The organism is Streptomyces sp. NPDC058045 (assembly GCF_042885635.1).
Taxonomy (GTDB): Bacteria; Actinomycetota; Actinomycetes; order Streptomycetales; family Streptomycetaceae; genus Streptomyces.
This window is the reverse complement of sequence record NZ_JBHVRR010000011.1, coordinates 134110-155720: the sequence shown is the minus strand read 5'-3', so window position 1 is coordinate 155720 and position 21611 is coordinate 134110. Positions and strand designations below refer to the sequence as shown.

At 70.1% G+C, this 21611-nt stretch carries 21 protein-coding genes; 11 read left to right on the top strand and 10 right to left on the bottom strand.

Features of this window, described 5'->3' with window-relative positions; all coding sequences use genetic code 11:
- Window positions 1-142: 142 nt before the first annotated feature.
- The 5 genes from ACFVST_RS10140 to ACFVST_RS10120 all read right to left on the bottom strand — a co-directional run bounded on the left by ACFVST_RS10140 (window position 143) and on the right by ACFVST_RS10120 (window position 5125).
- A complete protein-coding gene (locus ACFVST_RS10140) occupies window positions 143-1414 on the bottom strand; it encodes a beta-ketoacyl-[acyl-carrier-protein] synthase family protein (RefSeq protein WP_390148752.1) in 1272 nt (423 codons plus the stop codon).
- A gap of 74 nt (window positions 1415-1488) precedes the next feature.
- The gene (locus tag ACFVST_RS10135; RefSeq protein WP_390148750.1) at window positions 1489-1737 is read right to left on the bottom strand and encodes an acyl carrier protein; all 249 of its coding nucleotides are present in this window, start codon (window positions 1735-1737) and stop codon (window positions 1489-1491) included.
- A 99-nt stretch (window positions 1738-1836) separates the two neighbouring features.
- A complete protein-coding gene (locus ACFVST_RS10130) occupies window positions 1837-2868 on the bottom strand; it encodes a ketoacyl-ACP synthase III (RefSeq protein WP_390148748.1) in 1032 nt (343 codons plus the stop codon).
- A gap of 17 nt (window positions 2869-2885) precedes the next feature.
- Window positions 2886-3830, bottom strand: a complete 945-nt coding sequence (locus tag ACFVST_RS10125) for an ACP S-malonyltransferase (protein ID WP_390148746.1) — start codon at window positions 3828-3830, stop codon at window positions 2886-2888.
- An 89-nt stretch (window positions 3831-3919) separates the two neighbouring features.
- Window positions 3920-5125 carry a PucR family transcriptional regulator gene (locus tag ACFVST_RS10120; RefSeq protein WP_390148744.1) on the bottom strand — a complete coding sequence of 402 codons (1206 nt, stop codon included), beginning with the start codon at window positions 5123-5125 and terminating at the stop codon, window positions 3920-3922.
- 62 nt (window positions 5126-5187) lie between these two features.
- Between ACFVST_RS10120 and ACFVST_RS10115 the strand changes: the two genes are divergently transcribed.
- A complete protein-coding gene (locus ACFVST_RS10115; protein WP_390148773.1) occupies window positions 5188-5868 on the top strand; it encodes a pirin family protein in 681 nt (226 codons plus the stop codon).
- Here the strand turns inward: ACFVST_RS10115 and ACFVST_RS10110 are convergent.
- Window positions 5865-6698 carry a serine hydrolase domain-containing protein gene (locus ACFVST_RS10110; protein ID WP_390148742.1) on the bottom strand — a complete coding sequence of 278 codons (834 nt, stop codon included), beginning with the start codon at window positions 6696-6698 and terminating at the stop codon, window positions 5865-5867. The genes ACFVST_RS10115 and ACFVST_RS10110 overlap by 4 nt on opposite strands.
- A gap of 121 nt (window positions 6699-6819) precedes the next feature.
- Between ACFVST_RS10110 and ACFVST_RS10105 the strand changes: the two genes are divergently transcribed.
- Window positions 6820-7305, top strand: a complete 486-nt coding sequence (locus ACFVST_RS10105) for a MerR family transcriptional regulator (RefSeq protein ID WP_390148740.1) — start codon at window positions 6820-6822, stop codon at window positions 7303-7305.
- Complete coding sequence (locus ACFVST_RS10100) at window positions 7302-8312, top strand: aldo/keto reductase (RefSeq protein ID WP_390148738.1); 1011 nt, start codon at window positions 7302-7304, stop codon at window positions 8310-8312. Before ACFVST_RS10105 ends, ACFVST_RS10100 begins: the two co-directional genes overlap by 4 nt.
- Window positions 8313-8341: 29 nt before the next feature.
- On the opposite strand, the gene ACFVST_RS10095 is transcribed toward ACFVST_RS10100, so the two are convergent.
- The 3 genes from ACFVST_RS10095 to ACFVST_RS10085 all read right to left on the bottom strand — a co-directional run bounded on the left by ACFVST_RS10095 (window position 8342) and on the right by ACFVST_RS10085 (window position 11325).
- Window positions 8342-9217, bottom strand: a complete 876-nt coding sequence (locus ACFVST_RS10095; protein ID WP_390148737.1) for a DUF4429 domain-containing protein — start codon at window positions 9215-9217, stop codon at window positions 8342-8344.
- 78 nt (window positions 9218-9295) lie between these two features.
- Entirely contained in the window at window positions 9296-10507 is a 1212-nt protein-coding gene (locus ACFVST_RS10090; RefSeq protein ID WP_390148735.1) for an alpha/beta hydrolase, read from the bottom strand.
- Between the two features lie 170 nt (window positions 10508-10677).
- A complete protein-coding gene (locus ACFVST_RS10085) occupies window positions 10678-11325 on the bottom strand; it encodes a TetR family transcriptional regulator (RefSeq protein WP_390148733.1) in 648 nt (215 codons plus the stop codon).
- Between the two features lie 116 nt (window positions 11326-11441).
- On the opposite strand from ACFVST_RS10085, the gene ACFVST_RS10080 reads away from it, so the two are divergent.
- Both ACFVST_RS10080 and ACFVST_RS10075 read left to right on the top strand, forming a co-directional pair.
- Window positions 11442-13058 carry an MFS transporter gene (locus ACFVST_RS10080; RefSeq protein ID WP_390148731.1) on the top strand — a complete coding sequence of 539 codons (1617 nt, stop codon included), beginning with the start codon at window positions 11442-11444 and terminating at the stop codon, window positions 13056-13058.
- 244 nt (window positions 13059-13302) lie between these two features.
- Complete coding sequence (locus ACFVST_RS10075; protein ID WP_390148729.1) at window positions 13303-13701, top strand: peptidase inhibitor family I36 protein; 399 nt, start codon at window positions 13303-13305, stop codon at window positions 13699-13701.
- A gap of 98 nt (window positions 13702-13799) precedes the next feature.
- Here the strand turns inward: ACFVST_RS10075 and aceE are convergent, their stop codons facing one another.
- Complete coding sequence (aceE, locus tag ACFVST_RS10070) at window positions 13800-16547, bottom strand: pyruvate dehydrogenase (acetyl-transferring), homodimeric type (protein ID WP_390148727.1); 2748 nt, start codon at window positions 16545-16547, stop codon at window positions 13800-13802.
- 463 nt (window positions 16548-17010) lie between these two features.
- On the opposite strand from aceE, the gene ACFVST_RS10065 reads away from it, so the two are divergent.
- The 6 genes from ACFVST_RS10065 (at window position 17011) to ACFVST_RS10040 (ending at window position 21594) form a co-directional block, all read left to right on the top strand.
- Entirely contained in the window at window positions 17011-17442 is a 432-nt protein-coding gene (locus tag ACFVST_RS10065) for a DUF3052 domain-containing protein (RefSeq protein ID WP_390148725.1), read from the top strand.
- Between the two features lie 175 nt (window positions 17443-17617).
- Complete coding sequence (locus ACFVST_RS10060) at window positions 17618-18076, top strand: peroxiredoxin (RefSeq protein ID WP_390148724.1); 459 nt, start codon at window positions 17618-17620, stop codon at window positions 18074-18076.
- Window positions 18077-18188: 112 nt separating this feature from the next.
- A complete protein-coding gene (locus ACFVST_RS10055) occupies window positions 18189-18764 on the top strand; it encodes a TerD family protein (protein ID WP_390148722.1) in 576 nt (191 codons plus the stop codon).
- Window positions 18765-18856: 92 nt separating this feature from the next.
- Entirely contained in the window at window positions 18857-19432 is a 576-nt protein-coding gene (locus tag ACFVST_RS10050; RefSeq protein WP_390148720.1) for a TerD family protein, read from the top strand.
- 81 nt (window positions 19433-19513) lie between these two features.
- Window positions 19514-20662, top strand: a complete 1149-nt coding sequence (locus ACFVST_RS10045; RefSeq protein WP_390148718.1) for a DUF475 domain-containing protein — start codon at window positions 19514-19516, stop codon at window positions 20660-20662.
- Between the two features lie 194 nt (window positions 20663-20856).
- Window positions 20857-21594, top strand: coding sequence for a Tellurium resistance (locus ACFVST_RS10040; protein WP_390148716.1), 738 nt, complete (start codon window positions 20857-20859; stop codon window positions 21592-21594).
- The last annotated feature ends 17 nt before the right edge of the window (window positions 21595-21611 follow it).

Genomic DNA, 21611 nt, shown 5'->3' with positions numbered 1-21611 from the left:
ACCTCGACCTTCGCGGGCCGTTTCTTTTGTGTATAATAGACAGGGTCCGCTGGCTCCACCTGGTGGTCTGACCCCCGACCGCCCACGCCGCCCAGGTGGGCGCCCCACCCACCGGTGGGGGCGCCCTCCTCACGTACGGCTGTCAGATGGTGCGGAAGGCGAGGACCACGTTGTGGCCGCCGAAGCCGAACGAGTCGTTCAGCGCGGCGATCCGGCCCTCCGCGGGCAGCTTCCGCGGCTCGTTCCGCACCACATCGGCACTGGCCTCGGCCTCCGGGTCCAGCCGGGCGATGTTGATGGTCGGCGGGGCGATCCGGTTGGTCAGCGCCAGGATCGACGCCACGCTCTCCACACCGCCCGCGCCGCCCAGCAGATGTCCCGTCATCGACTTGGTCGCGGAGACCGCCATATGGTCGGTGTCGTCGCCGAAGACCTTCCGCAGCGCCTTCAGTTCCGCGATGTCACCGGCCGGGGTGGAGGTGGCGTGCGCGTTGACGTGCATCACCTCGGACGGGTCGATGTCCGTGTTGGCCAGCAGGTTCTGCAGGGCGTGCGCGATGCCGTTGCCGGCCGGCTCGGGCTGCACGATGTCGTGGCTGTCGGCGGAGATGCCCTGCCCGACGGCCTCCACGTAGATCCGCGCGCCGCGGGCCCTGGCGTGCTCCTCGGACTCCAGCACGATCACGCCGGAGCCCTCACCGAGGACGAAGCCGTTGCGGTCCACGTCGTAGGGGCGGGAGGCGCCCTGCGGGTCGTCGTTGTTCTTGGACATCGCCATCATGTTGCCGAAGGCGGCGATGGGCAGCGGGTGGATCGCCGCCTCGGTGCCGCCGGCCACCACCACGTCGGCCCGGCCGCTGCGGATCATCTCGATGCCGTAGCCGATGGCCTCGGCGCCCGAGGCGCACGCGGACACCGGGGTGTGCACACCGGCCCGCGCGTTCACGGCGAGACCGACGTTGGCCGAGGGCCCGTTCGGCATCAGCATCGGCACGGTGTGCGGGGAGACCCGGCGTACGCCCTTCTCCTTCAGTACGTCGTACTGGTCGAGGAGGGTGGTGACGCCGCCGATGCCGGAGGCGATGACGGTGCCGAGGCGGTCCGGGTCGACGGACGAGTCCTCACCGGCCTTGCCGGTGAACCCGGCGTCGGCCCAGGCCTGTTCGGTGGCGATCAGCGCGAACTGCGCCGAGCGGTCCAGGCGGCGCGCCTGCGGCCGGGGGATGATCTCGCCCGGCTCCACCGCGATCTGCGCGGCGATGCGGACGGGCAACTGCTCCGCCCAGTCCTGGGTGAGGGGACTGACACCGGAGCGCCCGGCGATGAGACCTTCCCAGGTGGACGCTACGTCGCCACCCAGCGGTGTGGTTGCGCCGATACCGGTGACGACCACGGTGCGATTGGTCGAGCTCACAGGAAATCTTTCTCCATTACGAGGGTCAGCGGCGCCACCGCCGGGTGGCGGCAGGCACAAGCCTCAGGCCCGGATCAGGACTGGTGCTTGAGGATGTAGTCGGTCGCATCGCCGACGGTCTTGAGGTTCTTCACGTCATCGTCGGGGATCTTCACGTCGAAGCGCTCCTCCGCGGCGACGACGACCTCGACCATGGACAGCGAGTCGACATCGAGGTCGTCCGTGAAGGACTTGTCCAACTGGACGTCCTCGCTGGGGATCCCGGCGATCTCGTTCACGATCTCCGCGAGACCGGAGACGATCTCTTCCTGAGTGGCGGCCATGTCGGCGCTCCTTCGGTGTGTTCCTTCTGGGGGTGGTGGCCACCCTCCGCCGGATCGGTCCGGAGGAAGGTGCACAAGTACGGATGAACCGTACGGTGTCTAGGGGAGGGTAACGACCGTCGCGGCGTAGACGAGACCCGCCCCGAAGCCGATGACGAGCGCCGTGTCCCCGCTCTTCGCCTCGCCGGTCGCCAGCAGCCGCTCCATGGCGAGCGGGATGGAGGCGGCCGAGGTGTTGCCGGTGGTCTCGATGTCGCGGGCGACGGTGACGTGCTCCGGCAGTTTCAGCGTCTTCACCATCGAGTCGATGATCCGCATATTGGCCTGGTGCGGGATGAAGACGTCCAGCTCGTCCGCGGAGACCCCGGCCGCGTCCAGCGCCTGCTGGGCGACCTTCGCCATCTCGTACACGGCCCAGCGGAAGACCGCCTGGCCCTCCTGCGTCAGCGCGGGGAACCGCACCTCGCCCCGGTCGTTGAGCGGCAGTTGGGCCACATCGCCGACCCGGAAGCGGTCCCAGGACACGGTCTGCTTGATGGTGTCGGACTTGTCGCCCTCGGAGCCCCACACGGACGGGCCGATCGCCGGCTCCTTGGAGGGGCCGACCACGACCGCGCCCGCGCCGTCACCGAAGAGGAAGGCCGTCGCCCGGTCCTCCAGGTCGGTCAGATCGCTCAGCCGCTCCACGCCGATCACCAGCACGTACTCCGCGCTGCCCTCGACGACCATGCCCTTGGCGAGGGTCAGGCCGTAGCCGAAGCCGGCGCAGCCCGCGGAGATGTCGAAGGCGGCGGCCTTGTCGGTGCCCAGCTTGTCGGCGATCTCGGTGGCGATGGCCGGGGTCTGCGCGAAGTGCGAGACCGTCGACACCACCACGGCGCCGATCTGCGCCGCGTCCAGCCCGGCGTCCGCGATGGCCTTGCCGGCGGCGGCCACGGACATCGCGGAGACGGTCTCCTCGTCGGACGCCCAGTGCCGGGACGCGATACCGGACCTGGACCTGATCCACTCGTCGGAGGAGTCGATCTTCTCCAGGATGACCTCGTTGGGCACGACCCGGGTCGGCCGGTAACCGCCGACCCCGAGGATCCGCGCGTACGGGGCGCCCTGGCTCGGCTTGATCTTCGACATGCTCTTCGGGCTCCTTCTCAGGCCGTCGGGTCGGCGGCTGCCGTGCCGTCGGCCGTGTGCTCGCGCATCAGCGCGCGGGCCTCGTCGAGGTTGTCGGGGGTCTTCAGGGCCAAGGTCCGCACGCCGGGCAGCGCCCGCTTGGCGATCCCGGTCAGGGTGCCGCCGGGGCACAGCTCCACCAGCGCGGTCACCCCCAGCCCCTGGAAGGTCTCCAGGCACAGGTCCCACCGGACCGGGCTGGCCACCTGCCCCACCAGACGCTGTACGACCTCGGCTCCGGACGCCACGCTGCGCCCGTCCTTGTTGGAGACGTACACAGTGCTCGGGTCGGCCGGGGTGGTCTCGGCCGCGGCGGCCGCGAGCTGCTCCACCGCGGGCGCCATGTGCGGGGTGTGGAAGGCGCCGGCCACCTTGAGCGGGACCACCCGGCGCACCCCCTCCGGCTTGTCGGCCGCCAGCGCGGCCAGTTGCCCGGCGGTGCCCGCGGCCACCAATTGGCCGGCGCCGTTCACATTGGCGGCGGTCAGGCCCAGCTCCTCCAGCCGCGGCAGTACCTTCTCCGGTTCACCGCCGAGGAGTGCCGCCATGCCCGTCTCGGTGACCGCGGCGGCCTCGGCCATGGCCAGCCCGCGGCGTCGTACCAGTCGCAGTGCCGAGGTCTCGTCCAGCACTCCGGCGACCGCGGCGGCGGTGAACTCGCCCACGCTGTGCCCGGCGACGACATCGGGGGCCGTCTCGCCCAGCGCGCGGGCGGACAGCAGGCCGGCGGCGACCAGCAGCGGCTGCGCCACGGCGGTGTCGCGGATCTCGTCCGCGTCGCCCTTGGTGCCGTAGTGGGCGAGGTCGAGTCCGATGGCGTCCGACCAGTCCGCGAGCACGTCGGCGGCACCGGGCAGTTCGAGCCAGGGAGTCAGGAAGCCGGGCGTCTGGGCGCCTTGGCCGGGAGCGACGAGTACGAGCACTCTCACACTCTCTCTTGTCTACGGCGGGTGACGCCGGTGGGGACAGGGACGAAGAACCACAAAGGGAATTGTAGGTCTCCGACAAACGGCTAAAACGGAGTGTCCGCATCCGCAAGCCGCCCCAGGATGAGGGCGATCCGCAGTGTGAAGGCGGAACGCACATCCGACGGCGACCAGCCGGTGACGTCAGTCACACGTCGTAGCCGGTAGCGGACGGTGTTCGGGTGGACGAAGAGCATCCGGGCCGCGCCCTCCAGGCTGCTCGCCTGCTCCAGGTAGACCGAGAGGGTCTCCAGCAGGGCCGAGCCCGCCTCCTCCAGCGGTCTGTAGATCTCCTCCACCAACTGCGCCCGCGCCGAAGGGTCTGCGGCGATCGCCCGCTCCGGCAGCAGATCGTCGGCGAGCACCGGCCGCGGTGCGTCCTGCCACGCCGAGCACGCCTTGAGCCCGGCCGCCGCGGCCTGCGCGGAGCGGGTCGCCGCCAGCAGGTCCGGCACGATCGGACCGGCCACCACCGGGCCCGGCGCATACGGCCCGATCAGTGACCTGGCCACCTGGAGCGGGCTGTCGCTGCCGCCCGCGATCACCACCAGGCGATCCCCCAACACCCCTGTCAGCACCTGGAGTTTGGCGTGCCGGGCGGCCCGCCGGATCGCCTCCACGGTCAGCTCGCTGTCCCCGTCCGGCGCCGTGCCCAGCACCACGCACACATGCTCCGGCGAGTTCCAGCCGAGGGCCGCGGCACGGGACACGGCGCCCTCGTCGGCCTCGCCGGACAGCACCGCGTTCACCACCAGCGACTCCAGCCGGGCGTCCCACGCGCCGCGCGCCTCCGCGGCCTGCGCGTAGACCTGCGCGGTGGCGAAGGCGATCTCGCGGGCGTAGACCAGCAGCGCCTCCCGCAGCACCGACTCGTCGCCGGGCGCCGCCACCTCGTCGATGGCGGACTCCATCACCTCGATCGTGGTGCGCACCATCTCCACGGTCTGCCGCAGCGTGATCGCCCGGGTCAACTCCCGCGGTGCGGTGCCGAAGACGTCGGTGGAGATCGCCTGCGGTGCGTCCGGGTGCCGGAACCACTCGGTGAACGCGGCGATACCGGCCTGCGCCACCAGACCGATCCAGGACCGGTTCTCCGGGGGCATCGCCCGGTACCAGGGCAGTGTCTCGTCCATCCGCGCGATGGCCTGCGCGGCGAGACTGCCGGACGACTTCTCCAGCCGCTTCAGCGTCGCGGAGTGCGTATGCGCGGCGGCTGCGCCGGGCTCGGTGTTGCTGGTTTCGGGTTCGGGCACGTGGACAAGCCTGCCTTATCGGGACGGTCGGATGAGCTGCCGGGGCTAACGTGGTGGCCGTGATGGATGTACGGCGTTCCGAGGAGCGGTACCGGGGCGGGGACGCGGAGGCCGGGATCGAGTCCCGGCACGCCTTCTCCTTCGGACCCCACTACGATCCCGGCAATCTGCGCTTCGGCGCACTCCTGGCTTGCAACGAGGAGCGCTTGGCGCCGGGCGCGGGCTTCGGCGAGCACCCGCACAGCCATACCGAGATCGTCACCTGGGTCGTGGCGGGCGAGCTGACCCACCGCGACTCGACCGGCCACGCCACCGTGGTACGCCCCGGCGATGTGCAGCACCTCAGCTCGGGCGGCGGCGTCCGGCATGTGGAACGCAACGACGGTGCCGGGCCTTTGGTCTTCGTCCAGATGTGGCTGGCCCCCCTGCGGCCCGGCGGCGAGCCCTCCTACCGGGTGGTGCGCGGCCTCCCGGACGCCACCCCCTGTGCACTGCCGGAGGCCGGCGCCCTGCTGCACGTCCGCCGCCTCGCCGCCGGGGAGCGTACGGCCGTACCCGATGCCCCTCATGTCTATGTGCATGTCGTGGCCGGTGAGTTGGTGCTGTCGCGGCGGGGCGGCGGGGGGCCGCCGGTGGTGCTGGGGCCGGGGGACGCGGCGCGGATCACCGCGGAGGAGGGACTGGAGGCGGCGGCGGGGGAGCGGGCTGAGTTCCTGGTGTGGGAGATGGAAGGGGCACCCTAGGCCGGGGCTCGGCCGCGTAGTTCGGCGAGTACCGCGTCGGTGAAGGCGGGCCAGGTTTCGATGGCCCAGGGGCCGAAGTCCCGGTCGGTGAGGGCGATGCAGGCGGCGCCGGCGTCGGGGTCGACCCAGAGGAAGGTGCCGGACTGGCCGAAGTGGCCGAAGGTACGCGGTGAGGACGAACTCCCGGTCCAGTGCGGGGACTTGCCGTCGCGGATCTCGAAGCCCAGGCCCCAGTCGTTCGGGTTCTGGCTCCCGTAGCCGGGCAGGATGCCGCGGGTCCCGGGGTACTGCACCGTCATCGCCTCGGCCACCGTACGCGGGTCGAGCAGCCGGGGTGCCTGGAGTTCGGCGGCGAAGCGCACCAGGTCGTCCACGGTGGACTCGGCGCCCGCGGCCGGGGAGCAGGCGCCCGTCAGCGAGCTGTCCGCCATCCCGAGCGGCTCGAAGACCGCCTGCCGCAGATACTCCGGGAACGGGATGCCGGTGGCCGCCTCGATGTGCCGGCCCAGCGCCTCGAAGCCGGTGTTGGAGTAGATCCGCCGGGCCCCCGGCTCCGCCGCCACCCGGTCCTCGTCGAAGGCGAGGCCGCTGGTGTGCGCCAGCAGATGCCGCACGGTGGCGCCCGCGGGCCCGGCCGGCTCGTCCAGTTCCACCGCTCCTTCCTCGTAGGCCACCAGCGCCGCGTAGGCCGCGAGCGGCTTGGTGACCGAGGCGAGTGGGAAGCGGCGGCCGGTGGGGCCGTGCGCGCCGGCCAGGGTGCCGTCCGCGCGGACGACGGCGGCTGCGGCGGCCGGGACCGGCCATGTCTCGATCTGTGCCAGGCTCTGCATGGCCGCGAGCCTAACCGGCCGCCGTCCGGCCCAGGACCGGCCCCCGGTACCGCTCCCGGCAGGGGCCGCGCCACCGGACGTTCTTGCCTGGAGCGCACTCGAAGGTCCTAGCGTGGTGGCCATGACGGTGATGGAGACCACGGCCACGCCCACACCCACGCCCCCCGAACCGCCCGCCTGCTGTACGGCAGAGCCCGGTCCGCCCCCGCGTCCCGACGGCCGGGACCAGTACACGATCAGCGAGGTCGTCGCCCGTACCGGCCTGTCCGCCCACACTCTGCGCTGGTACGAGCGGATCGGTCTGATGCCGCATGTCGACCGCTCCCACACCGGCCAGCGCCGCTACAGCAACGGCGACCTGGACTGGCTGAGCCTGGTCGGCAAGCTCCGGCAGACCGGGATGCCGGTGGCGGGCATGGTGCGCTACGCGGAGCTGGTGCGGGCCGGCGCGCACACCTTCCCGGAGCGGCGCGAGCTGCTGGAGCAGACCCGCCGGGATGTGCGGTCCCGGATCGCGGAGCTCCAGGACACCCTCGCCGTACTCGACTACAAGATCGACATCTATGGCGGTGCCGAGCAGGCGCCGGAAAGGCCGCGGACCGGATGAGCACGATCACCACAGCCCAGCTCGGCACCGCGGGACCCGAGGTCGGCGTCCAGGGACTCGGCTGCATGGGAATGAGCTGGGGCTACGGCCCCACCGACACCGACCAGGCGCGCGCCACCCTGGAACGCGCCCTGGAACTCGGCGTCACCCTCTTCGACACCGCCGACGTCTACGGGGACGGCGAGAACGAGCGCTTCCTCTCGCCCTTCGTCCGCGCCCACCGCGAACAGCTCGTGCTGGCAACGAAGTTCGCCCTGTCCCTGGACCCTGCGGACCCCGCCCGCCGGATCATCCGCAACGAGCCCTCCTACGTCCGCGCCTCCATCGACGCCAGCCTGCGGCGCCTAGGGGTGGACTCGGTCGATCTGTACTACCTGCACCGGCGCGATGTGCGGGTGCCGATCGAGGAGACCGTGGGGGCGATGGCGGAGCTGGTACAGGCGGGCAAGGTCCGGCAGTTGGGCCTGAGCGAGGTCACCGCGGAGGAGCTGCGGGCCGCGCACGCGGTGCATCCGATCGCCGCCGTCCAGTCCGAGTGGTCCCTCTTCAGCCGGGACATCGAGGCCTCGGTGGTGCCCGCCGCCGCCGGACTCGGGGCGGCCCTGGTGCCGTACGCGCCGCTCGGCCGGGGCTTCCTCACAGGTGCCCTCGCCGACCCGGACCGGACGCTGGACGCGAGCGACTACCGCCGTCACCAGCCCCGCTTCAGCGCCGCCAACGCCACCGCCAACGCGGCCCTGCTGGACACCGTGCGCACCGTGGCCGACGCACACGGCGCGAGCCTCGGGCAGATCGCGCTGGCCTGGGTGCAGCAGCGGTCCCGGGTGCACGGGCTGACCGTGGTGCCGATCCCGGGCACCCGCAAGCCCTCCCGCCTGGACGAGAACACCGCGGCCACCCGGATCGAGCTCACCGAGGACGAGCTGGCACTACTGGAACCCCTCGCGGCACAGGTCGCGGGCAACCGCTACGCCGATATGTCCTTCACCTCGGCGGGACGGGAGTAGGGCTCTGCGGGCGGCGGCCGGGCGGGAGTTCAGAGCTCGGCGAGCAGTTGCGCCTTCTTGGTGCTGAACTCCTCGTCGGTGACGAGTCCGGCCTGGTGCAGCTCGCCGAGGTGGCGGATGCGGTCCGCGATGTCCGCCGGATCCCGCCGGGCGGACACCGCGCCGACCGCCACCGGTACGGAGTCGGCGGCCGGCCCGGTCGAGGACCTGAGCGCGGACAGCACCGAGGCGGCGAACGGCAGCGACTCGTGCACCGGCCCGTAGCCGAGGCCGAAGACCACCGAGGCCGGGTCCTGGTCGACCTGGGCCTCCTCGGGCCCGGTCCGGCGCAGCAGCCGCAGATGCCCCTCGCTGAGCTCGGGGGAGCGCCACTCGACCCCGGCCAGGTCGGAGAGGAGGAAACTCTGGTCGCCCGCCTTCCACTTGGCGGAGGAGGCCCCGGTCCAGAACCAGCGGAACGACACCGTCTTGCCGTCGAAGGACGCCTTGGCGTCGTACGCCTTGAACTGCAGCGGCGCGTCCGGGGCCGGCACCAGATAGTGCTCGGCCGGCTCGTCCTTGCCGTGCACCCGGGTCCGCAACTCCCCGGCCCAGTACGCGGCCTGCTCCTCGCGCTCCCCGGGCAGCACCAGCCGGTACGGGTCGCCCGACGCCTTCAACTGGCCGGCGGCGGCGTCCATCAGCGGATCGGCGCCCGGTCTCGGGACCGCGCGCAGCACGACGGTGCCCCGCTTGCCCGGGGTGAGTGTCACCTCTGCCAGCGCCGCATGTGGAATGCGGCGTTCACCGAGTGCCTGGAAGAGCCGCGGTGTGCGGATGCCCCGTTCGAAGCGGATGAGCACGGAATCGGAGTCGAGCTCCCAGACGGCATTGAATCCGGCCAGTACGTCACCCATGCGGCTCATCGTATGCGGCACCCCTCCCCGCCGTCCCCTCCTGCGCGCGCCCGAACTTGCCGCGCTTTTCTCCACCCGCTACGCGCGTCAGGCCGGAACGCTTGCGGTCAGAGCGCGGTGGCAGCCGTCGATCCCGTCCGCGCAGCGCACCGACCCGAACGAGCCAACCCCGATGGCGGCGAAGTTGTCCAGGGACTCGGTGCCCGGCACGAAGTAGCCGGCGTGCCCCCGTGCTCCCCGAGCCGAGAGCAGCCGCGCACCGAACGCGGGCGACACCGGGTCCGCCCCGTGCCCGAGCACACCGACCTCAAGATTCGGTACGTCGCGGATCCAGTCGTCGGCGTCGCGCATCGCCCAGACCCGGGCGCCGGTGCCCAGCCGGGCCGCGGTGGAGGCGCGCATTCCGGGGCTTCCGGAGACCGCTATGTCGCTGACCCGCGCCGGCAGCCTCCGGGCCGCGACCCCGCACAGCACCGAGCCGTAGCTGTGGCAGTAGAGAGCGACGTCGGAGCGGCCGGGCAGCGCCCGCAGCAGCGAGTTGAGCCGGACCGCGCCGTCCTCGGCCCGGGTCGCCGTCGCCGCGTCCATCCCCAGCCCACTGGGCGCCGTGTAGTCGGCCCAGGCGATGACCGCGGTACGGGTCTTCGGCGAGGCCCGGCGCTCCGCCTGCAGCAGCGCCGCCGCCATACCGAGGGGCGCCGCGTATCTGCGCTGGGTGCGCTGGAAGGTCATCAGATCGGTGTCGACGCCGGGCACCACCACGGAGACCCGGCGCGCGGAGCCCAGGTCGCCGAGGACCTCGGCGACCCGCCCCGCGCCCATCGGGTCGAAGGCCAGCACCTGGCGGCCCGGCTCCATCAGCGAATCCAGGCGGTGCATCCGCTGCCCGGCGTCCCGGTGCCCGGCCGCGGAGAGCCGGTTGTCGTGCATTCGCCGCAGCTCTTCGGCGCGGGCGTCGGCCAGGGCGCGGTGGTTGGCGCGGTAACGCAGGCTCACCGGTGCGCCGTTCATATTGCCGACGGCGAGCGGATATCGGAGCGCGAGGACGGTGCGCTGCCGGGCGGTGAGTCCGGCGAAGAAGCGGGCCAGCCGGTCGGGGGAGGTGTCGGGGCTGGGCAGCAGGCGGCCGCCCAGGTGCCCGCGGCTCCACTCGGCGCGGGAGGCCTCGACGGGTGAGGCGGCTCTGCGGTGCTGGTGGACCGCGGTCCAGCCGGTGGTGGCGAGCATGACGAAAACGACGGCCAGCGCGAGCAGCGCGCGCCAGACGTTGAGTTGGGGGGAGGAGTCGAAGGAAGTCACTGCGGGACACCCTAGGAGACCTGGAGTGCCGCTCGTGCCAGGGGTGAGACGGATCACCTTTCCAGCAGCCTGATTGGGTCAAATCGCCGCCAAGCGCTCCCGGGGAATCACGGCGGGTGAGCATCACGGCGTGATGTTTGTCACGACGGCTGCTACGGCGTGCGCTGCACTCAAGTGCGCCCCGCGGTACGCCAGTCCGCCGTCAGCGCCGGCCCCACCTGATCCAGGTAGAGCGCGGTCATGTCCCGGATCGTCTCCACCGAGGTGTCCCCGCCGGCGCTCCACAGCCGCCCTGTCATCCGCATCACACCGCAGAACGCGGCCACCGCCACCCGCGGCCGGGGGTCCGTGTCCATGTCCAGCCCCGCCCGGTCCGCGATCACCCGCGCCACCTCTTCCTCCAACTCCGTTGAACGGCGCAGGTGTTCGGCCAGCAAAGCGGGCGTGGACTCGATCAACTGGTAGGTCTGCATGTGCAGTTCGACGGGCACGGTGGCGGCGATCGCCTCACCGATGGTGTCCCAGGAGTCCAGTACGGCCCGCCGCATGGCGTCCAGCGGGGCCTCGCCGGGCGGCCGCTCCCGCAGCGCGGAGACGAAGTGCGACTCCACCAGGTCCTGGACGGCGAAGGCGGCCTCCTCCTTGTTGGCGAAGTACCGGAAGAAGGTGCGCTGGGAGACGTCGGCCGCCGCCGCGATCTCGTCGACCGTGGTCTCCTCGTACCCCTGGGATATGAAGAGTTCCAGTGCTGACCGCAGCAGGGTCTCGCGGGTGCGCCGCTTCTTGCGTTCCCGAAGTCCTGGCCGCACTGACGTCACGCCGTGTTCCTCATTTCGACTCTTTCCGCAGCTCACCCTTGCTGTGAGCGATATGACAGTTGCCGTCTTGTGAATTGGTTTGTCAACTGTCAGCGTCTGACATTAGCCTCCAGCGTATGACTAGTCAGACGACCGTCGATACGACTGGACCGGCAGAGTCGGTCCCGGCCGCAGGGCCCCCGGCCGGCGGGCTGCGCGGCCACCCCTGGCTGACGCTCTTCTCGGTGGCGATCGGCGTGATGATGGTCGCCCTCGACGGCACCATCGTCGCCATCGCCAACCCCGCCATCCAGAAGGACCTCGGCGCCTCGCTCGCCCAGGTCCAGTGGATCACCAACGGCTATCTCCTCGCGCTGGCCGTCGCGCTCATCACCGCGGGCAAGCTGGGTGACCGCTTCGGCCACCGGCAGACCTTCCTCATCGGCGTGATCGGCTTCGCCGCCGCCTCCGGCGCCATCGGAATCTCCGGCAGCGTCGGCCTGGTGATCGCGTTCCGGGTGCTCCAGGGGCTGTTCGGCGCGCTGCTGATGCCCGCCGCGCTCGGCCTGCTGCGCGCCACCTTCCCCGCCGAGAAGCTCAACATGGCGATCGGTATCTGGGGCATGGTCATCGGCGCCTCCACCGCGGGCGGCCCGATCCTCGGCGGTGTGCTCGTGGAGCACGTGAGCTGGCAGTCGGTCTTCTTCATCAATGTGCCGGTCGGCGTCGTCGCGCTGCTGCTCGGCCTGGTGATCCTCAAGGACCACCGCGCGGCCAACGCCCCGCGCTCCTTCGACCTGCTGGGTATCGCGCTGCTCTCCGCCGCGATGTTCTCCCTGATCTGGGCGCTCATCAAGGCCGGTGACAGCTGGGGCTGGAGCAGCGGCAGGACCTGGGGCTTCCTGGTCGCCTCGCTGGTGCTCTTCGCGGTCTTCGCGCTCTGGGAGACCCGGGTCCGCGAGCCGCTGATCCCGCTCACCATGTTCCGCTCGGTGCCGCTCGCCGCGGGCACCGTCCTGATGGTGCTGATGGCCTTCGCCTTCATGGGCGGCCTGTTCTTCGTCACCTTCTACCTGCAGAACGTGCACGGCATGAGCCCCGTCGACAGCGGTCTCCACCTGCTGCCGCTCACCGCGATGATGATCGTCTCCTCGCCGCTGGCCGGCGCGCTGATCACCAAGTTCGGGCCGAGGGTGCCACTGGTCGGCGGCATGGTGCTCACCGCGGTCGCCATGTTCGGCATGACCACCATGTCGATCGGTACCGGCACCGGGACGATGTCCGTCTGGTTCGCGCTGCTCGGCCTCGGCCTCGCACCGGTCATGGTGGGCGCCACCGAGGTCATCGTGGGCAACGCCCCGCTGGAGCTGTCCGGTGTCGCGGGCGGCCTCCAGCAGGCCGCGATGCAGGTCGGCGGCAGCCTCGGCACCGCCGTACTGGGCGCCGTGATGTCCAGCAAGGTCAGCTCCGAGCTCGCGGCCAACTGGACGCAGGCCGGTCTGCCGCAGGCCCCGCCGCCCGGCCTGGACAAGGCCGCGGCCATCGGCGCCGTGCCCCCGCAGGTCGCCCAGGCGCCGGGGATGACCTCGCAGGTCCTCGCCAAGGTCACCTCGGTGGTGCACGACACCTTCATCTCCGGCATGGGCCTGGCCTTCACCGTCGCCGGAGTGGTCGCGGTGATCGCCGCCCTGGTCGCCACCCTCACCAAGCGCGGCGCGAACGCCGAGGCCGGAGCGGGTGCAGGGCACATCTGAGCAACCGGCCTCCGCCGCTCCGCGGAGCAGATCGTCAAGCCCCACCGTCATCACGCGGTGGGGCTTTTCGCCACTTCGGGTGATACGCAGCGTGACCTCTTCCCTAGAGATGCCACGCTGAGTAACAGTTCTGGTGTGCGCTCAACGCCCGGCGTGATCGACGTGACAACGACGACGCGACAACGACCGGTGCGATGAGCGCGACTCATCGACTCATCGACCCAGAACGAGCACGGGGAAGCACATGCACACCACCACCCGCCGCACCCTCACCGCCCTCCTGACGCCGGCCGTCGCCGCCCTGGTGCTCGGCGCCGCACCGGCACCCACCGCCGCCCACGCCACGGCGCCCGCAGCCGCCGAGGGGAAGTGCGCCGCCGGGCAGCTCTGCCTCTGGGAACGAGCCGAGTACCGCGGCGCCCACCGCACCTACGAGCTGACCGGCACCGACATCGAGAGCTGTGTACGGCTGCCCGCCGGCCACAGCGCCCAGGCTCTGGCCAACCGCACCGGCCGCCCCGTGACCACCTACCAGTCCGCGGAGTGCGCCGAGACCGCGGAGTTCAACACCTATCCGGGCGACGGTACTTGGCTGCCGCGGTCGGCCTACGCCATCCGCGCCGTCAAGATCTGGGAGCGGTGAACACCGCCCGGCGGAAGGCGGTCGGGGCGGCCGGACGCGGTGCGGGGCGGACAGGCCGTGCCCGTCCGCCCCGCACCGCGGGCCCTTCCGCGGATCCGTCAGGCGTCGCCGCCCGCCGGCCCCGGATCGGCGGCCGTCACATCCAGCAGCCGGTAGCGGTCCACCGCCTGCTTGAGCACCGACCGGTCCAGCGCACCCTCACGCGCCAGCTCCGTCAGCACCCCCACCACCACCGACTCCGCATCGATATGGAAGAAGCGCCGGGCGGCACCCCGGGTGTCCGCGAAACCGAATCCGTCCGCGCCCAGCGACTGCCAGGTCCCCGGCACCCAGCGGGCGATCTGGTCCGGCACCGAGCGCATCCAGTCCGAGACGGCCACCACCGGCCCCTGCGCATCCGCCAACTTCCGCGTCACGTACGGCACTTGCTGCTCCTCCTCGGGGTGCAGCAGATTGTGCCGCTCCGCCTCCACCGCCTCCCGGCGCAGCTCGTTCCAGGAGGTCGCGGACCAGACATCGGCGCGTACGTTCCAGTCCTCGGCGAGGATGCGCTGCGCTTCGAGTGCCCAGGGCACGGCTACACCCGAGGCGAGGATCTGGGCGGGCAGGGTGCCCTGCTGCCCCTCGCTGAGCCGGTGGAGACCCTTCACGATGCCCTCGGCGTCCACGTTCTCCGGCTCCGCGGGGTGCTGGATCGGCTCGTTGTAGACCGTGAGGTAGAAGAAGACGTCCTCCCCGTGCGGATGCTCCGGCGAGGAGCCGTACATCCGCTCAAGACCGCTCTGCACGATGTGCGCGATCTCATAGCCGTACGCCGGGTCGTAGGCGACGCAGGCCGGGTTGGTGGAGGCCAGCAGTTGGGAGTGCCCGTCGGCGTGCTGGAGGCCCTCACCGGTCAGGGTGGTGCGCCCGGCGGTCGCCCCCAGGACGAAGCCCCGCGCCAACTGGTCGGCCATCTGCCAGAACTGATCGCCGGTCCGCTGGAAACCGAACATCGAGTAGAAGACGTACACCGGGATCAGCGGCTCGCCGTGGGTGGCGTAGGCCGAGCCCGCCGCGACCAGCGAGGCGGTGCAGCCCGCCTCGGAGATCCCGTCGTGCAGCATCTGCCCCGTCGGGGACTCCTTGTACGCGAGCAGCAGATCCCGGTCGACCGACTCGTACTGCTGCCCCAGCGGGTTGTAGATCTTGGCGCTCGGAAAGAAGGAGTCCATACCGAAGGTGCGGTACTCGTCGGGCGCGATCAGCACGAAGCGGCGGCCCAGCTCCTTGTCCCGCATCAGGTCCTTCAGCAGCCGTACGAAGGCCATCGTGGTGGCGATGGACTGGTGCCCGGAGCCCTTCTTGACGCTGGCGTAGGTCTTGGGCCCCGGCAGCTCCAGCGGCCGCGAGCGCACCACCCGGGTCGGCACATAGCCGCCGCACTCCTTGCGGCGGTCGTGCATGTACTGGATCTCCTCGGAGTCCCGCCCCGGATGGAAGTACGGCGGCAGCCCGTCCTCCAACTGCCGGTCGCTGATGGGCAGATGGAGCCGGTCCCGGAAGCCCTTCAGATCGGACACGGTCAGCTTCTTCATCTGGTGCGTGGCGTTGCGGCCCTCGAAGTTCGGCCCGAGGGTCCAGCCCTTCACGGTCTGCGCCAGGATCACCGTCGGCTGCCCCTTGTGCTCCTTGGCGGCGGTGAACGCGGCGTAGATCTTCCGGTGGTCGTGGCCACCGCGCCCCAGGTGCAGGATCTGCTGGTCGGTCATGTTCTCGACCATGGCCCGCAGCCGCTGATCGTCCCCGAAGAAGTGCTCCCTGATGTACGCCCCGGTCTCCGTGGCGTACGTCTGGAACTGCCCGTCGGGCGTCGTGTTCAGCTTGTTGACCAGCACCCCGTCGCGGTCCTGGGCCAGCAGCGGGTCCCAGGAGCGGTCCCACACCAGCTTGATCACGTTCCAGCCGGCGCCGCGGAACTGCGACTCCAGCTCCTGGATGATCTTGCCGTTGCCACGGACCGGGCCGTCCAGCCGCTGGAGGTTGCAGTTGACCACGAAGGTCAGATTGTCCAGCCCCTCGCGGGCGGCGATGGAGAGCTGGCCGAGGGACTCCGGCTCGTCCATCTCGCCGTCACCGAGGAAGGCCCACACATGGGAGCCCGAGGTGTCCGCGATCTCCCGCGCCTGCATATAGCGGTTCATCCGGGCCTGGAAGATCGCGCCGAGCGGGCCCAGGCCCATCGACACCGTGGGGAACTCCCAGAAGTCCGGCATCGACCGCGGATGCGGATAGCTGGACAGGCCGTACGGGGCGCGCGACTTCTCCTGCCGGAAGCCGTCGAGCTGCTCCTCGCTGAGCCGGTCCAGCAGATAGGCGCGGGCGTAGATACCGGGGGAGGCGTGCCCCTGGAAGAAGACCTGGTCGCCGCCGCGGCCGTCGTCCTTGCCGCGGAAGAAGTGGTTGAAGCCCACGTCGTAGAGCGAGGCGGAGGAGGCGAAGGTGGCGATATGGCCGCCGACACCGATGCCGGGCCGCTGGGCGCGGGAGACCATCACCGCCGCGTTCCAGCGGGTGGCGTTCAGGATGCGGCGCTCGACGTCCTCGTTGCCGGGGAAGAAGGGCTCGTCCTTGGTGGCGATCGTGTTGACATAGTCCGAGCTGCGCATCTCGGGCACGGACACCCGCTTCTCACGGGCGCGCTCGATGAGGCGGAGCATCAGGTAGCGCGCCCGCTCACGGCCGCGCTCGTCGATGGCGGCGTCAAGGGAGTCGAGCCATTCCCGGGTCTCCTCGGGATCGAAGTCCGGGACCTGGCTGGGCAGGCCGCCAATGATGATCGGGGTGCGATCTGATCCGGAAGCCACGCTGTTCCTTCACTGTCCGGGGGCTTGCTTCGGCCACTGTCGGTCTTCGGAGCGTGCGGTGGCGCCCGCGGTGCCGGCGCCGGTGTTCCCCATGGTGTACCCCGGGCAAAGGGAACGTCATCTTCGCTGACGAGACGGCCTGCTGCTCCGGCCGTCACGGGCGAGCCCGGTCAAACCGCAACGATACGCCCGGGTCCGCGCCGGTCCCAGGGGTACCGCACACCCACCGCTTTCCGGCCCGTCCCGAGAAGCCTCACGAACCGGCGCATATCGAAGTGCCGTCCGTCAGCCGCTACCGTGGACGGTGGCTGGAGTTGCGGCGAGCCGCCCCGGAACGTCACCGTTTAGGCGGTCTCCGCCGCCGGGTACTTGCGCGATCGGTCCCGCCCGTGTGGACTACGGCCAACGCTTCGCGTACGCGCGTGGCTGAAGACGACAACCGAACTTGATCAGGAGGCAACCCGTGAGCGCGACCGCGGACCACGCGGAGACGAACCCTGCAGTGAAGCTGGGGTTCCAGCCCGAGCAGGTGGTCCAGGAGATCGGCTACGACGACGATGTCGACCAGGAGCTCCGCGAGGCCATCGAGAAGATCATCGGCAGCGAGCTCGTCGACGAGGACTACGACGACGTCGCCGATGCCGTGATGCTGTGGTTCCGGGAGGACGACGGCGACCTGACGGACGCGCTGGTCGACGCCATCACGCTGATCGACGAGGGCTCCCCGGTCTGGCTGCTGACGCCGAAGACCGGCCGTGACGGCTATGTCGAGCCGAGCGACATCAACGAGGCCGCGCAGACCGCGGGTCTGACCCAGACGAAGAGCATGAGCGCGGGCAAGGACTGGTCGGGCAGCCGCCTGGCCACCCCGAAGGCGGCGGCCAAGAAGCGCTGAGCCTCGTATCGCAGTACGACGTGAGACCCCCGCCCGACCCGATCGGGCGGGGGTCCCGCATGGGCGGCCGGGAGCGGGGGCGGCGCGGGGGTACCGGGCCGGTGGCGTGCGGCGGGTGGATCACTGCGTAGGCTGGACGTCACCTGAACGGTCCCGCAGGAAGGAAGACGTCACCATGGCGATCGAGGTCGGCACCAAGGCCCCGGACTTTGAACTCAAGAACCAGCACGGGGAGACCGTGCGGCTCTCGGACCTCCGTGGCGAGAAGCATGTGGTGCTGCTGTTCTACCCGTTCGCGTTCACCGGCGTGTGCACCGGCGAGCTGTGCGCGCTCCGCGACGAGCTGCCCAAGTTCGTCAACGACGACGTCCAGCTCCTCGCCGTCTCCAACGACTCCGCGTTCTCGCTGCGCGTCTTCGCCGAGCAGGAGGGCCTGGAGTACCCGCTGCTCTCCGACTTCTGGCCGCACGGCGAGACCTCCCGCGCCTATGGCGTCTTCGACGAGGAGAAGGGCTGCGCGGTCCGCGGCACCTTCGTCATCGACAAGGAGGGCGTGGTCCGCTGGACCGTCGTCAACGGCCTGCCGGACGCCCGCGACCTCAACGAGTACATCAAGGCGATCGACACTCTGTGACGCTTCTGCACCAAGCCCTGCGCACGCCGGGAACCCCTCACTAGGATCCAGTCGTTGATCCGATGCCAGTTGCACGACGGGGCTCCCCGCCCCCGAAACCAATGGAGGACTCGTGGGAGTCAGCCTCAGCAAGGGCGGCAATGTTTCGCTGACCAAGGAGGCGCCCGGCCTGGCCGCCATCATGGTCGGCCTCGGTTGGGATGCGCGTACCACCACCGGTACCGATTTCGACCTGGACGCCAGCGCGATCCTGACCAACACGGAGGGCAAGGTCGGCAACGACCAGAACTTCGTGTTCTTCAACAACCTCAAGAGCCCGGACGGCTCGGTCGAGCACACCGGTGACAACATCACCGGTGAGGGCGAGGGCGACGACGAGGTCATCAAGGTCAACCTCGCCGGTGTCCCCGCGGACGTGGACAAGATCGTCTTCCCGGTCTCCATCTACGACGCGGAGAACCGCCAGCAGTCCTTCGGCCAGGTCCGCAACGCCTACATCCGCGTGGTGAACCAGGCCAACGAGCAGGAGATCGCGCGGTACGACCTCTCCGAGGACGCCTCCACGGAGACCGCGATGGTCTTCGGCGAGCTGTACCGCAACGGCGCGGAGTGGAAGTTCCGCGCCATCGGGCAGGGTTACGCCTCCGGCCTGCGCGGCATCGCGCAGGACTTCGGCGTCAACGTCTGACCTGACGCCGCTCGACTTCCGGCGCCGCACTCCTGTGCGGCGCCGGTCGTGCTAGTCAACTCACGCTCCATATCTCGGGGAGGACCACGATCATGGGCGTCACGCTCGCCAAGGGAGGCAATGTCTCCCTCTCCAAGGCCGCACCGAACCTCACCCAGGTGATGATCGGGCTCGGCTGGGACGCGCGTTCCACCACCGGAGCCGACTTCGACCTGGACGCCAGCGCCCTGCTGTGCAACGCGGGCAGGGTCCTCGGCGACGAGTGGTTCGTCTTCTACAACAACCTCAAGAGCCCCGACGGCTCGGTCGAGCACACCGGTGACAACCTGACGGGCGAGGGCGAGGGTGACGACGAGACGATCCTGATCGACCTGGCCAAGGTGCCGGCCGGCTGCGACAAGATCGCGTTCCCCGTCTCCATCCACGATGCGGACAATCGGGGTCAGACCTTCGGCCAGGTCAGCAACGCCTATATCCGTGTGCTGAACCAGGCCGACGGCCAGGAGCTCGCCCGCTACGACCTCTCCGAGGACGCCTCCACCGAAACGGCGATGATCTTCGGCGAGGTGTACCGGTACGGCGGCGAGTGGAAGTTCCGTGCAGTCGGACAGGGGTACGCATCCGGACTGCGCGGCATCGCTCTAGACTTCGGGGTCAATGTTTCGTAGAGCCGGGAATGGCACGGGGGAGGACCTCCCTTCGGACTCGGTCCGGGGGGATCCGGCCCCGCTCACACGATTGGGTACCCAGTGCTTCTGAAAACCTTCGGCTGGTCGTTCGCCATCACGGCGCTCGGCCTGGTCGCAGCGGCGTTCTACGGGGGGTGGACGGCGTTCGGCCTCGTGGCGATCCTGGCCGTCCTTGAGATCTCGCTGTCCTTCGACAATGCGGTGGTCAACGCCGGAATCCTGAAGAAGATGAATGCCTTCTGGCAGAAGATCTTCCTCACGGTCGGCGTGCTGATCGCCGTGTTCGGTATGCGCCTGGTCTTCCCCGTCGTGATCGTCGCCATCACCGCCAAGCTCAACCCTGTCGACGCGGTCAATCTGGCCCTCACCGACAAGGACCGCTACCAGCAGTTGGTCACCGACGCGCATCCGGCGATCGCCGCGTTCGGTGGCATGTTCCTGCTGATGATCTTCCTCGACTTCATCTTCGAGGAGCGTGACATCCAGTGGCTGCGCTGGATCGAGCGCCCGCTGTCGAAGCTCGGCAAGATCGACATGCTCTCGGTCTGCATCGCGCTGGTGGTGCTGCTGATCTCCGCCATGACCTTCGCGGCCCACGCCCACCAGCACGGCGGCATCCACGTCGACAAGGCGCAGACGGTACTGATCTCCGGTATCGCCGGCCTCATCACCTATCTCGTGGTCGGCGGCCTCTCCGGGTTCTTCGAGGACCGGCTGGAGGAGGAAGAGGAACGCGAGCAGGAGGCGGAGGAAGAGGCCAGAAGCTCCGGCAAGCCCGTCTCGGCGGTGGCGCTGGCAGGCAAGGCCGCCTTCTTCATGTTCCTCTACCTGGAAGTGCTGGACGCCTCGTTCTCCTTCGACGGTGTCATCGGTGCCTTCGCCGTCACCAACGACATCGTGCTGATGGCCCTGGGCCTCGGCATCGGCGCCATGTACGTCCGTTCGCTCACCGTGTACCTGGTCCGCCAGGGCACCCTCGACGACTACGTCTACCTGGAGCACGGCGCGCACTACGCGATCGGCGCCCTCGCCGTGATCCTGCTCGTCACCATCCGCTACGAGATCAACGAGGTCATCACCGGTCTCGTCGGTGTGATCCTGATCGCCTGGTCGTTCTGGTCCTCGGTACGCCGCAACCGTGCCGAGGCCGAGGCGGAGGGCAACGGCGACCCGTCCGACGACAAGGCCGAAGTCCCGTCCGGCGTCTGACCGTTCGACCCGGGGACGGTGGGTGACAACGCCCGTCCCGGGGGAACGCTCCACAGGGGCGGCCAAGGGGTCTCAGGGCCTCGGGGCCGCCCCGATGCACGGAACGGGCGGGGCTTCGGGCCCCGTCCCCTCGGTCCGGGGCTTCGCGGCCCCGGACCGTCCAGGTGGCGATTTTCGAGAAGTGTGGGGGCGAGATGTCCTTCTGGGACGGTCTGTGGCGCGGGCGGTCGAACCAGTTCGACTCGGGCAGCGCGGCGACCAACTCCATCGAGCTGACCAAGCGGCACCAGGCGGTGTCCCTGACCAAGCAGGGCGCGGCCAACGGCAATCTGCGGATCAACCTCTCCTGGCGGATGCGCACCAGCGACATCGCGAGCCCCCAGCGCCGCAACTCGCTGCGCCACCCGCTCAGCATGTTCAAGCCCGAGGTCGTCCAGGCGCACACCCAGAGCATGGTCGACGTCGACCTGGACCTCGGCTGCCTCTACGAACTCACCGACGGCAGCAAGGGCGTGGTGCAGCCGCTGGGCGAGTTCCTCGGCGACTTCAACGGACCGCCGTACGTCAAGTCCACCGGCGACGACCGCTTCGGCTCCGGCTCCGGCGAGACGATGTACGTCAACCTCGACCACCGCGAGTCCATCAAGCGCCTGCTGGTCTTCGTCTACATCTACGACCAGACCCCGGCCTTCGACCGCACCCACGCCATCGTCACGCTCTACCCCAGCAGCGGTCCCCGGATCGAGATCGGTCTGGACGAGCGCGCCCCGCAGGCCCGCTCCTGTGCCGTGGTGCTGCTGGAGAACAACAAGGGCGATCTGGTGGTGCGCCGCGAGGTCAAGTTCGTCTACGGCTTCCAGGCCGAGCTGGACCGCCTCTACGGGTGGGGGTTGCAGTGGGGCCGCGGCTACAAGTCGAAGGCCGACCGCTGACCGACGGGATCGGACCC